This is a genomic window from Flavobacterium sp. NPDC079362 (assembly GCF_050267765.1).
In the GTDB taxonomy this organism is placed as follows: domain Bacteria; phylum Bacteroidota; class Bacteroidia; order Flavobacteriales; family Flavobacteriaceae; genus Flavobacterium; species Flavobacterium azizsancarii.
The window spans coordinates 173,201-185,733 of sequence record NZ_JBNNFM010000003.1 but is presented as its reverse complement, the minus strand read 5'-3'; the positions used below and the strand labels follow the sequence as shown (position 1 = coordinate 185,733).

Below are 12,533 nucleotides of genomic sequence, written 5' to 3'. Positions count from 1 at the left end.
TATTGTTTTTTAAGGATGTCAAAGATAGATTTTACAGGAAAATAAATTCTTAATTCTGAAAATAGATATTCACAATTTAGGTAGTTTTTTCATAAGGTATTGATTGTTATGGGTATAGTAAAAGTTAATGTTTTGCCGATTTTATGATTTTAGTTAATATCATAAAAAAATTTTTGATCTGGGGTAAAAAAATAACCATTAAGAAATTAGGCTTCATTAAGTATCAGGACTTAACTTTTCTTAATTTCTTAATGGTCAAAAATCAATATTAAAAACAGCGTTTCTGTTATTTTTTAAATTGCTGAATTCCGGATTTTAACCATTGCTCATATTCTGCAATGTCAGGAGTATATCCCGCTGGTTTATTCAGGCTTTGTTCGTTCGTGTCTACTATAATATAGTACGGTTGAGCATTTGCTTTATAACGGGTAATCTGAAAATCACTCCATTTATTGCCTATCGATTGTATCTTTTTGCCAGTTTCCTTAGATACATATTGTTCTTCAGATGGAAGTTCTCTTTTGTCATCAACATATAAAGAAATCAAAACAACTTCATTATTTAATATCGATAATATGCGGGGATCGGACCAAACATAATCTTCCATTTTTCGGCAATTAACACAGGCGAATCCTGTAAAATCCAGAAGAATTGGTTTGTTTACACTTTTAGCGTAAGCCAATCCTTTTTCATAATCAGTAAAAGCCATGATATCATGCGGGCCTTTATGCGCGCCATCTGGTAACGCTTTTGCAGATGATGCAGTTTCTTTGCCAGAACCTCCAACACCATATGGCGATTCGCTGTACGTCATTGGAGGAGGGAAGCCACTAATCAATTTTAAAGGCGCACCCCACAATCCCGGAATAAGATAAATCGTAAATACCAATACTACCAATCCGGCAGATAATCGTCCTACAGAAATAGAGGATGTAGGAGAATCATGCGGTAAAGTTATTTTTCCGAATAAGTAGAAGGCCAAAGTACCAAATATTGCGATCCAGATGGCTAAGAAAATTTCTCTTTCGAACCAATGCAATTGCAATACCAAATCAGCATTCGATAAGAATTTAAAAGCCAGAGCCAATTCCAGAAATCCTAAAAATACTTTTACGGTATTTAACCATCCGCCAGATTTTGGTAATGTGTTTAACCAGCCCGGAAACATGGCAAATAACATAAAAGGTAATGCCAGAGCAGATGAGAAACCAAGCATTCCAACAATTGGAGCGATTCCGCCTTTAGAAGCTGCTTCAACCAATAAGGTTCCTATAATTGGTCCTGTACAGGAAAAGGAAACGATTGCCAATGCCAATGCCATGAATACGATTCCTGGTATTCCGCCTTTATCTGCCTGACGATCTACTTTATTGGCCCATGAATTAGGCAGCATAATTTCGAAAGCGCCTAAAAAAGATAAAGCAAATACAACCAGTAAAACAAAGAAAATTATATTGAACCATACATTGGTAGACAATGCATTTAAAGCATCGGCTCCAAAAATTAAGGTAATTACGGTTCCTAAAAACACATAAATAAGAATGATTGAAATCCCGTAAATAATCGCATTTTTAATTCCTTTTGCCTTGGTTTTGCTTTGTTTGGTAAAGAAACTCACCGTCATAGGAATCATTGGAAAAACGCAAGGCGTAAGCAATGCAGCAAAGCCGGATAAAAAAGCAATAAAGAAAATCATGTATAAACTAGAATCAGATTTCTTAGATTCCGGTTCTTTTTCTATTGCGGTAGTTGCATCAACTTTTGTAGTTTTTTCATTTGCAATATCGGCAGCCTGAATTTCTTTCGCTTTAAGTGTTTTAAGATTAAACTCGAAGTATTTGCTTTCGCTAATGCAGTTCTCTTTACAGACCTGATACGAAAGTTCTACCTGAATCGTTTCCTTTTCGGGATTGATTTGTTTGATTAATTGAGTAAAAACAACTTTATCAGAGAAGAAGATTTCATCAACACCAAAGACTTCATTGAACTCTCTTTTGGTTTTACTTTCGGTTGCTTTTCCAAGAAGTTCATAATTGTTTTTGTTATCATGAAAAAGGAATTCGGCAGGAAGCGGACCATCTTCAGGAGTGAATTGAGAATATACGTGCCAGCCTTTTTCGATAGTTCCGTTAAAAGAAAGAACGAATTCCGAGGCAGATTTTTTCTCAATTGAGGCCTCCCATTTTACAGGATTGATGATCTGGGCCTGAATTTTGGCGAAAGCAAAAAACAGGAATAATAAATATAAGATTTTCTTCATTTTATAAGTTTAATCAGAACGATTTGTTCTGGTGATGATTTGATTTTTATTAAGCTATAGTAATTGTTTCGATAGTATTTTGCCATCGAAACAACTATTTTTTAGATCTGTTTCTTTTTAATTTGAGCAATTATTTGTGCTTCGGTTGGATTGATAGCTACCAGTTTTCCTGAAGAATCAAAAAGATAAGTACTAGGTAATCCTTTTATTCCAAAGGCTGCTACTGATTCAGCATTGAAGCCTTTTGGGTCAATTAATTGAGGATGTTTCATTTTGTCTTTTTCAATCGCTTTTAGCCATTTTGTTTTGTCTTCATCTACTGATATTCCAACAATTTCAAAATTTTGTCCTTTGTATTTATCGTAGAAAGCAACCAAATCTTTGCTGGCTGCCCTGCAATTAGGGCACCATGAGGCCCAAAAGTCTACTAAGACTGTTTTTCCTTTATAGGAGTTTAGTTGGATTGTTTTGTTCTTATTATTTTGAAATTGAATATTCGGAAAAGTATCACCTTTTTTGATTTGTGCATTAACGAATGTGACTGATAGCAATAAGATGATTGCCATCAATAATGTTTTTATTGAATTCATTGTTTTATTATTTTGAAAGAATTAATTTCAATATACAGCAGTAGCCATAGCAAATACGGCTATATTCTGTTATCGAATTATATGTTTTATGATTTTAAGCCTTAAAATTGAATTTGAACAAGACGCATTTATGGCTGTCGGAAAAGGAGTCTAGCTTATTTTTGGCGGAAGCCAAATGGAACGGAAGCCTGAAGAAATAAAGATTTCCGGATAATAATAGTTTTGTTCTCTTTTTGAAAAATTTAAAAAATAATGATTGTCTATCTGGAAAGAAATCATAGGGGAATGATAACTACAGTAAACCACAGGACAATCACCGGAACTTTTGACACAACCTTTAGCACATCTGTGTTCGGTTGTTTCCTCACAAGCTACTATTAAAAATGTTTTGTTTTTAAAACATATCTTTTGTGTTTTAATTCCACGGGCATAATTAAACATTGGACCCATAAAGAAACCAAGTGTTATAATTAGGACTATGTAGAATTTTTTTGTCATAAGGAGGGCAAAAATAAAATTTAAATAAAGTAGAGGCTGTTAATTTTATGAAAATATTATACGATTAATTCTTTGTGTATGCATCTTGATATTCAATAATAATAAACGATTTTTGTTTCACGCAGATTAGAGCAGATTTAAAATAGATCTGCATTTATCCGCTTAAATCTTTTTAAAATCTGCGTGAAATAAAATTTACTCATTCCCAATGGCTAACGTGATAAAATCTTAAAAAGTAATTTATTTCGTCACATTAAAAAAAGTGTATTCCAGTTTTAGGAAAACGCCATCAGTTGCGGCACGGTCCATTGAGCTGTACAATTCTTTTTTATAAGCAAGGTCAATTCTCGCCTGACTATTAATGATAAATTGAATCGAAGGAACAACATCCATATACGATTTTCCGTTTTCGGTTATGGTTTGCCCTGTAAATTCCAGCATCGCATTTATATTGGTCTGTTTGTAACTCGTATATTTTTTAGGATACATTAATTTACCTACTGAGAATGTATAGTTTATAGCATTCTTTCCTAGGGCATCCGGGAAACTATAATCAGGATTGTTCAGTGCGCGCACATAACTTACAGAAGAACTCAAAGCTACTTTATGGATTAATTGAGTGGCTACCAAACCGGCTTCATAACCTGAATTTCCGTTGGCCAGGTCAATAGCTTCCTGAGTAAAAAACGAGTTATTATAACTGTATCTACCAAAGGCAGCCATCCTGAAATGACTTTGCAGATCATCTACAGAAAAGAATCGGTATTTGGCATAAAATCCACCACCTTTAAGACCCAATCCGTTGTCCTGATTGCTTAGAAAAGCTGAGGTACGAACCATTAAATTTTTATTGACTCCCCAGGTAACTTCCGGAGTTAGATTATACATTGAGCCACTTTCATGTTTGTTGTCCATAAGCGATTGTCCAACGCGAACCCCAATAGAACCCGCCGGAACGTTACTGGCAGGTTCTGTTACTACAAAAAGTTCTTGTGCATCTATTTGGAATGAAACAAGGAATAAGAAAATTATTGATAGCTGTTTCATTTTTATAATGTTTTTAGGTAATAATCATTCTCGTTTTCTGTGGCATAACCAGGATATTTAGCATAAGATTTAACTAGTTTTTTATACTCTTTTTGAGTTACAAAACCTTTATCCAATACTCTGTATTTCATTTCTTCATGTGCTACAGGTTTTTTAATGTCGATGAAAGTATAAGTCGCATCATCCATCTTTAAGGTTGTGTTATCCTCAATTTTATCGGTATGAAACTTAGCAGTCAATACCATAGAACCTACGAAGAAACCTGCTTTTTCAACGGCTTTCTTCAATACTTTTGGCTCGACTGAATTGTCTTTTTTAAAGTAAACCGTAAATGTATTCGTGTTCAGGTCAGTACCTATACTGTCTACCTGAGTTAAAGATTTTAATTGTTTGTTGATCGCATTAGAACACATAGAACAGGTTAATCCTGTTGCCATTATTTCGGCTTTAGTAATTTGCGAATAAGAATTTACACTTGTTAATACTACTAAAAGTGCAGCGGCTATGAATTTTATATGTAAGGTTTTCATTTTATTTGTTTTTTTTGATTTGAGCAATTATTTGTGCTTCGGTTGGGTTTATGGCAATCAGTTTTCCTGATGCATCAAAAAGAAAGGTAGAAGGCAAAGCATCCACTCCAAAAGTTACAGCCGTTTTAGCATCAAAACCTTTTGGGTCAATTAATTGCTGGTGTTTCATTTTGTCTTTCTCAATTGCTTTTAGCCATTTTGTTTTGTCGTTATCAATTGATATTCCAACGATTTCAAAATTTTGACCTTTGTACTGATCGTACAATTTTACCAGATTTTTATTCGCCATTCGGCAAGGAGCACACCATGATGCCCAAAAGTCGACTAAAACTGTTTTTCCTTTAAAAGAATTTAGTTTAACTGTAGCATTCTTATTGTTCTGAAGTTGAACATCCGGAAAACTATCTCCTATTTTTATCTGCGCATTTGTTACAGCAACAGTTGCAATAAGGAGGAATAATGTGATTATATTTTTTATTTTGAACATGATATTTTTTTTTAAAATGCTTGTCTGTAGTATTGTCTAATTCGTTAATAATACAGACAAGCTTGTTTTTTGAATGATTTAATTATGATTATTCTGCTTTTTTAGGGCTTGCATCTCTGTCGTATTGGCAACATCCGTGCAATTCATCATAAACTGCAGTTGGAGCAGTAAAACTTTCGTTATCATATCCGGCATCTGCAACACGTTTTAGTATAGCATCAGGATTGGTCTTTTTACTATCGTAAGTAATCGTTGCAATTTTTGTGTCTTTGTTCCAGTTTACTTTAGCAACATTATCTATGTTTGCAGCTGTTTCAATAGTCTTTTTGCACATGGCGCAATTGCCATTGATTTTTACAGTTTGAGTAGTTTTATTTTTGATTTGCGCGCTGGCGAAAGTAACTGATAGTAATAAAGTCATTACCATCAATAATTTTTTTATTGAGTTCATTATATGTTTTTTTTGTGGATGAATTAATCCTGAAACCACAACACAAATGATAGCAAATACAGCTATTTCTGTGAATAGAATAGGGATTAAAAAATGTTTTGATTTTTAAAGCCTTAAAATGACTTTGGATAAGACAGACTTATGGCTGTCAGGAAATAAATCTAGCTTATTTTAGGTGGAAGCCAGATAGAACGGAAATCTGAAGAAATAAAGATTTCTGAATAAAAGTAATTTTGTTTTTTGTCAGAAAAACTAAAAAGTGAGTTGTTTTCTGTTTGAAAAATTGCCATTGGCGAAAAACCACAGCTGGACGTTGGTGTACAAGAATTACCTAAACAACCTTTATCGCAGTTATGTTCTTTTTCTTTAGAACCTTTTTTCTTGCAACAGTTTTCTGATGAAGATTCTTTTTTACAACATGACATTGCTGTCTTTGTTCCATGCGCATAAGTAAGCGTTGGTCCCATAAGGAAACCAAGCGTTACAAGTAGCAATATGTAGAACTTTTTTGTCATAATCAGTGCCAAAGATACTTTTTATTGGTTCTCGTAGTTGTTAATTTTTTTATAAACCTTTTATTTCGATAGATTTTTGGTGTTGATTACTATTCATTTCTTATGTTTTTAATGAGCGGTAAGTTTTTGAATTGTAGTGGGATATATTCTGTTTGGTAAGATTAATTAGTTATTTCGAAATCATAAATTTTACATTAAGTTTACAAGTATGACATTTTTTATTATGTTTGCTAAATCGATTTAGCAACTATTGAAAATTTCTTGATTTATGAAAAATATATTTTTTATCTGCTTTTTTATTATCGTTTCGAATGTATTTGTAAATGCCCAGGAACTAAGATCTCCTGATGGTAATCTTACTATGAAATTTTCAGTAAATAAAGCAGGAACTCCTGTTTATTCTTTGAGTTACAAGAAAAAAGAAGCGATCAAAGAAAGCAAATTGGGTTTTGTTCTAAAGTCAGATAGTATGCTGAATGAAGGTTTTCAGATTGCTGCCACAAAATTTCAGTCTGAGAATAGTATCTGGAAACCGGTTTTGGGAGAACAAAAAGAAATACAAAATCAATATAATGAATTAAAGGCAGATCTTGTGCAAGAAAAGAGTAAGCGAAAAATGTCGATTTACTTTCGTCTGTTTAATGATGGTTTGGGGTTTCGATATGAATTTCCGGTACAGGATAACTTACGTCACTTTATTATTCAGGAAGAAACTACCGAATTTAATTTAACAGGAGATCATAAACTTTTCTGGATTCCGGGAGATTATGACACGAACGAATATAGTTATACAACTTCAAAAATATCAGAGATGCAATCTTTGGTTTATAAAGCTACACATGTTTCGTTGGCGGCACAAACGACAATTAAAAATTTGGCAACACAAACGCCTTTAATGATAAAGACCAATGATGGACTTTATATCAATATTCACGAAGCAGCCTTAAAAAATTATCCGGCAATGTGCCTTAATGTCGATGACAAAACGTATTCGTTAAGTTCTCATCTCGTTCCGGATGCTGTTGGAAATAAAGGATATATTCAGACCGGAAGTTTTACGCCTTGGCGAACAATTGTGGTGAGTGATGACGCCAGAGCTATTTTAGCATCAAAAATGATTTTGAATCTTAATGAGCCTTGTAGTTTTGATGATACTTCCTGGATTAAACCCGTGAAATACATTGGCGTTTGGTGGGAATATTTTACCGGTGGAGGATCTACCTGGGCATATTCGGATAATCAGGATATTGTAATTGGTGAAACTGATTTCTCTAAATTAAAACCAAATAATACACACGGTGCCAATACAAAACATGTAAAAGAATATATAGATTTCGCCGCAGCAAATGGTTTTGATGCAGTTTTAGTCGAAGGCTGGAATGAAGGCTGGGAAGATAATACGGCTTTCAAAAAAGAACGTATTTATAGTTTTACAAAAGCCTATCCTGATTTTGATGTGAAAGATTTAAGTGATTATGCCAGTAAGAAGAAGGTGAAAATTGTCATGCATCACGAAACCACATCTTCGACTGCTGAGTACGAACGACAATTGAATGATGCCTTCAACTTTATGGTTGATAATAATTATAATGCTGTAAAAACAGGATATGTTGGGCCAATTATTCCAAGAGGAGAACATCATGACGGACAGCAAATGGTCAATCATTATACATATGTAGCCAAAGAAGCTGCCAAACATAAAATCATGGTAGACTCTCATGAAGCAGTTCGTCCAACTGGTTTGCACCGTACCTATCCTAACTGGTTTGCTCAGGAATCAGCGCGAGGAACGGAGTTTGAATCAATGGAAGGAATTCATCCGGATCACACAACAATTTTGCCTTTTACCCGACTAATGGGAGGTCCAATGGATTATACGCCCGGAATTTTTCAGGGAGATTTATCTGTTTACGGAGCTAAAAAGAACAAGCTCAGTACAACACTTGCAAAACAATTGGCATTATATGTTACCATGTACAGTCCGTTGCAAATGGCGGCTGATTTACCTGAAAATTATATGCGGTTTAATGATGCTTTTCAGTTCATAAAAGATGTTGCGCTGGATTGGGATGCAACTTATATTCTTGAAGCAGAACCGGGAGATTATATCACGATTGCCAGAAAAACAAAAGGAAAACAAGAATGGTTTGTAGGCGGTATCACCGATGAAAACCCGCGTACGGCTTTGATTGACTTTAGTTTTCTTCCCGTAGGAAAATCATATACAGCAATAATTTATGAAGACGGAAAAACGGCAGATTACAAAACCAATCCACAATCGTATACTATTCGAAAAATAACGGTAAATAGCAAAACAAAATTGAAACAAAAATTAGCAGCGAGTGGTGGAGTGGCTATTTCTATAAAGTAAATTGCTTACGAAATGGCACACGGATGACGCCGATTCGCTAAAGCGAAAACACGGATAAACACGGATTTTTTCTGTTGGTTGGCAAAAAAATCTGCTTGATGTACCAAATTTGCGAGAGAATAATTAGTGCTAAATAGAAAGCAAAGCTAAAACAAAAATTAGCAGCGAGTGGCGGAGTTGCTATTTCTATAAAGTAAATTGCTTACGAAATGGCACGCGGATGACGCTGATTCGCTAAAGCGAAAACACGGATAAACACGGATTTTTTTTCTATTGTTTGTAAAAATCTGCAAAATCTGCAAGAAAATAATTTGAGAAAATTTGTGCAATTTGTGGTAAAAAAAACATTTTAATTTGTGGTAAAAAAACAAACTTAAGCATGTGTAAATGGCACACGGATAAGACGGATTCGCTAAAGCGAAAACACGGATAAACACGGATTTTTTTTCTATTGTTTGTAAAAATCTGCAAAATCTGCAAGAAAATAATTTGAGAAAATTTGTGCAATTTGTGGTAAAAAAACATTTTAATTTGTGGTAAAAAAACAAACTTAAGCATGTGTAAATGGCACATGGATGAGACGGATTCGCTAAAGCGAAAACACTGATAAACGTGGATTTTTTTTCTATTGTTTGTAAAAATCTGCAAAATCTACAAGAAAATAATTTGAGAAAATTTGTGCAATTTGTGGTAAAAAAAACATTTTAATTTGTGGTAAAAAAACAAACTTAAGCATGTGTAAATGGCACACGGATGACGCTGATTCGCTAAAGCGAAAACACGGATAAAAACGGATTTTTTTTCTATTGTTTGTAAAAATCTGTAAAATCTACAAGAAAATAATTTGAGAAATTTTGTGCAATTTGTGGTAAAAAAAACATTTTAATTTGTGGTAAAAAAACAAACTTAAGCATGTGTAAATGGCAGACGGATAAACACGGATTTTTCCTTTCTAGTATTTGTGTAAAAAAAAATAGCTTAATCTGCCAGATCTGCGTGAGAAAAAAGTTTAGCCACAGATTTCAAAAATTAAATGATTTGAATTAGACACGTTTATTATTTAAATGAGTCAAATTAATTAGTGGAAATTCGTGTAATTAGTGGCTAAAAAAAAGGTTTCTCGCAGATTTGGCAGATATTTTAAAAATCATTTTAATCATTTAATCTGTGGCAAAAACAAAACAACAAACTAGATAGTAATTTAAAAAATATAAAAATGAGCATAAAAATGTACCCTTTGCAATTTGAACCAATCCTGAAAGACAGAATTTGGGGAGGAGAAAAACTACAAACAGTTCTTAATAAACCAATCACATCTGAGATTACAGGAGAAAGTTGGGAATTGTCTACCGTAGAAGGCGATGTAAGCGTTGTGGCTAATGGAGAATTAAAAGGAAAATCATTAACAGAATTAATTGACGGATCACCAAACGAAATTTTAGGTACGGCAGTTTATAAACGATTTGGCAATCAGTTTCCTTTATTGTTTAAATATCTCGATGCTCGCGAAGATCTTTCGATACAAGTACACCCAAATGATAAATTGGCAAAAGAACGTCACAATTCTTTTGGTAAAACTGAAATGTGGTACGTGATGCAGGCAGATACTGATGCAAGAATTATAGTAGGTTTTAAAGAAGATTCGAGTAAAGAAGAATATCTGGAAAATCTAAATAATAATACATTGGTTTCTATTCTGGACGATGTAAAAGTAAATGCAGGAGATGTTTTCTTTCTTGAAACCGGAACTGTTCACGCAATTGGGGCAGGATTGGTTGTGGCTGAAATCCAGCAGACATCTGATATTACCTATCGATTGTATGATTTTGACAGGGTAGATGCTCAGGGAAACAAAAGAGAACTACATGTTGATTTAGCACTCGATGCCATTAATTATAATAAAACAGATACACATAAAAAATATGAAACAGTTTCAAATCAATCGAATGTAATTGTTGATTGTCCTTATTTTACCACTAATTTTATTCCGTTAGACGGAAAAATTGAAGGGAATAAAAACGGAGAAACTTTTACGGTGTACATGTGTATCGAAGGCTCTTTTGAAATGAGATATGAAAACGTAACCTATCAATATAAAAAAGGAGATACAGTTTTGATTCCTGCTGATATGCGCAGTTATATCTTAGATGGTTCAGCATCAATATTAGAAGTATTTATTTCATAAATACGACAATAAAAAATAATTTTATTTTTAAAGTATTGCATTAAATACAGCAGTTGCAAGGATAATTCATTACGAAAGAAATATTTTTTTTGCGACATCACAGAAACACAATAACAGATTATTCATATTAAAATAGCAGGCTTCGTTTAAAGAATAATAAAATGATTAATGGTAGAAATACTTGTATTTACTGATGATTATATGATTAATTCACTTTAAAAAAACGATTAGTTTAAAAAAATAATTACAAAATCGTTTTAGTAACTATTTTTATATATATTTGTGACATTATTAGTAAGAACTTAATAAAAAATTAACTCGCGTGATGAAAAAGATTACTATTAAGGATATTGCCACAGAGGCGCAAGTGTCTATATCTACTGTATCTTTTGTCATTAATGATAAAGGCGAGAAAATGGGGATTAGCCCCGCGGTGATTAAAAAAGTGCAGGAAGTTGCAGAAAAGCTTAATTATCGACCTAGCATGATTGCTACAAGTCTTAGAACCGGAAAAACGAGATCTATAGGCTTAATTGTCGAAGATATTTCGAATCAGTTTTTTGCTGACCTCGCCAGGGTTATAGAAGACGAAGCAAAAAGTATCGACTACAGGGTTTTTTATTGTAGTACAGGCGGTGATGATGAACGTTCTGAAGAATTGATCCATAGCCTTTTACAGGCAAATGTTGATGGGTTTATTATTGCACCAACAGAAAACCTTGAGGAAAGTATTGAACTGCTCTTAAAATTAAAAAAACCGGTTGTATTGATCGACAGGTATTTTCCGGGCCAGAGAGTAAGCCATGTCGTAATGGATAATTATGAAGCTTCGCATCAGGCAATGAAATTCCTGATCAATAAAGGGCGTAAAAATATTGCTATAGTCAATAGCAAGTCTGAAATGATTCAGATGAAATTGAGAGAAGATGGTTGTCGCGATGCATTAAAAGAATTCGAAATATATAATGAATCATTCGTGCTTCATATGGATTACCATAGTAATGAAGAGGCTAAAATAGCAACAATAAAAGATTTTTTTAAAAAGAATCCTGCCATTGATGCCGTTATATTCTTAGCAAATTATATGGGTCTTGCGGGGCTTCAGGCTTTTAGAAGCATGGGAATCAGGATTCCTGAAGATATTTCAGTAATTAGCTTTGATGATCATGACAGTTATAAGCTGCACACGCCAACAATTACAGTTATTGCACATCCTATTAAAGATATTGCAGTAAAGTCAATACAGTTATTAATGAGCCAGATGACTGATATGGATAAATTTAAAGTAGAGAAAAGTATCAAAAAAGGACAATTGATTGTTCGGGAATCAGTTTAGTTTTTAGTATAAATTTTAAAATAAAAAAGAAAAAAAGCCTTGTGTTTTTTTTTAGTTATTTTACTAAATCGTTTTAGTAGATTTTAGATGGATTGAACTGATAATCAGTTATTTTTTTAATCTGTTTACTATATCGATTTCTTAAAATTAGAAGAATGTTTACATGATTATTAAATCATAGTGTTTATAGGTTGGAGAGCTTATAAATACCATATTAAAATTGAGTTCAAATTTTTACTAATTATTAAAACAATCACGTTAAA

At 33.3% G+C, this 12,533-nt stretch carries 10 protein-coding genes; 3 read left to right on the top strand and 7 right to left on the bottom strand.

The annotated features are described in order from the left end of the window. Positions 1 to 286: 286 nt before the first annotated feature. The 7 genes from ACQKCJ_RS04675 to ACQKCJ_RS04645 all read right to left on the bottom strand — a co-directional run bounded on the left by ACQKCJ_RS04675 (position 287) and on the right by ACQKCJ_RS04645 (position 6,357). Positions 287 to 2,260, bottom strand: coding sequence for a cytochrome c biogenesis protein CcdA (locus ACQKCJ_RS04675; RefSeq protein ID WP_427401500.1), 1,974 nt, complete (start codon positions 2,258 to 2,260; stop codon positions 287 to 289). A 101-nt stretch (positions 2,261 to 2,361) separates the two neighbouring features. Then, positions 2,362 to 2,850, bottom strand: a complete 489-nt coding sequence (locus ACQKCJ_RS04670; protein ID WP_427401499.1) for a TlpA family protein disulfide reductase — start codon at positions 2,848 to 2,850, stop codon at positions 2,362 to 2,364. A 738-nt stretch (positions 2,851 to 3,588) separates the two neighbouring features. Next, positions 3,589 to 4,395, bottom strand: a complete 807-nt coding sequence (locus ACQKCJ_RS04665) for a hypothetical protein (RefSeq protein WP_271335003.1) — start codon at positions 4,393 to 4,395, stop codon at positions 3,589 to 3,591. A gap of 2 nt (positions 4,396 to 4,397) precedes the next feature. Then, positions 4,398 to 4,925, bottom strand: coding sequence for a heavy-metal-associated domain-containing protein (locus tag ACQKCJ_RS04660; RefSeq protein WP_427401498.1), 528 nt, complete (start codon positions 4,923 to 4,925; stop codon positions 4,398 to 4,400). A gap of 1 nt (position 4,926) precedes the next feature. Then, positions 4,927 to 5,412 carry a TlpA family protein disulfide reductase gene (locus ACQKCJ_RS04655; protein WP_427401497.1) on the bottom strand — a complete coding sequence of 162 codons (486 nt, stop codon included), beginning with the start codon at positions 5,410 to 5,412 and terminating at the stop codon, positions 4,927 to 4,929. Between the two features lie 88 nt (positions 5,413 to 5,500). Continuing rightward, positions 5,501 to 5,863 (bottom strand): heavy-metal-associated domain-containing protein, encoded by a 363-nt coding sequence (locus ACQKCJ_RS04650; protein ID WP_427401496.1) that lies wholly within the window; start codon positions 5,861 to 5,863, stop codon positions 5,501 to 5,503. A 161-nt stretch (positions 5,864 to 6,024) separates the two neighbouring features. Continuing rightward, positions 6,025 to 6,357 carry a hypothetical protein gene (locus ACQKCJ_RS04645; RefSeq protein WP_427401495.1) on the bottom strand — a complete coding sequence of 111 codons (333 nt, stop codon included), beginning with the start codon at positions 6,355 to 6,357 and terminating at the stop codon, positions 6,025 to 6,027. A 289-nt stretch (positions 6,358 to 6,646) separates the two neighbouring features. On the opposite strand from ACQKCJ_RS04645, the gene ACQKCJ_RS04640 reads away from it, so the two are divergent. The 3 genes from ACQKCJ_RS04640 (at position 6,647) to ACQKCJ_RS04630 (ending at position 12,270) form a co-directional block, all read left to right on the top strand. Next, positions 6,647 to 8,749, top strand: coding sequence for a glycoside hydrolase family 97 protein (locus ACQKCJ_RS04640; RefSeq protein ID WP_427401494.1), 2,103 nt, complete (start codon positions 6,647 to 6,649; stop codon positions 8,747 to 8,749). 1,216 nt (positions 8,750 to 9,965) lie between these two features. Next, positions 9,966 to 10,934, top strand: coding sequence for a type I phosphomannose isomerase catalytic subunit (locus ACQKCJ_RS04635; protein ID WP_271334997.1), 969 nt, complete (start codon positions 9,966 to 9,968; stop codon positions 10,932 to 10,934). Positions 10,935 to 11,259: 325 nt separating this feature from the next. Continuing rightward, positions 11,260 to 12,270 carry a LacI family DNA-binding transcriptional regulator gene (locus tag ACQKCJ_RS04630; RefSeq protein ID WP_427401493.1) on the top strand — a complete coding sequence of 337 codons (1,011 nt, stop codon included), beginning with the start codon at positions 11,260 to 11,262 and terminating at the stop codon, positions 12,268 to 12,270. The last annotated feature ends 263 nt before the right edge of the window (positions 12,271 to 12,533 follow it).

Coding starts and splice junctions, on each gene's coding strand:
- ACQKCJ_RS04675 (WP_427401500.1), bottom strand. CDS start 2,260: ATGAAGAAAATCTTATATTTATTATTCCTGTTTTTTGCTTTCGCCAAA.
- ACQKCJ_RS04670 (WP_427401499.1), bottom strand. CDS start 2,850: ATGAATTCAATAAAAACATTATTGATGGCAATCATCTTATTGCTATCA.
- ACQKCJ_RS04665 (WP_271335003.1), bottom strand. CDS start 4,395: ATGAAACAGCTATCAATAATTTTCTTATTCCTTGTTTCATTCCAAATA.
- ACQKCJ_RS04660 (WP_427401498.1), bottom strand. CDS start 4,925: ATGAAAACCTTACATATAAAATTCATAGCCGCTGCACTTTTAGTAGTA.
- ACQKCJ_RS04655 (WP_427401497.1), bottom strand. CDS start 5,412: ATGTTCAAAATAAAAAATATAATCACATTATTCCTCCTTATTGCAACT.
- ACQKCJ_RS04650 (WP_427401496.1), bottom strand. CDS start 5,863: ATGAACTCAATAAAAAAATTATTGATGGTAATGACTTTATTACTATCA.
- ACQKCJ_RS04640 (WP_427401494.1), top strand. CDS start 6,647: ATGAAAAATATATTTTTTATCTGCTTTTTTATTATCGTTTCGAATGTA.
- ACQKCJ_RS04635 (WP_271334997.1), top strand. CDS start 9,966: ATGAGCATAAAAATGTACCCTTTGCAATTTGAACCAATCCTGAAAGAC.
- ACQKCJ_RS04630 (WP_427401493.1), top strand. CDS start 11,260: ATGAAAAAGATTACTATTAAGGATATTGCCACAGAGGCGCAAGTGTCT.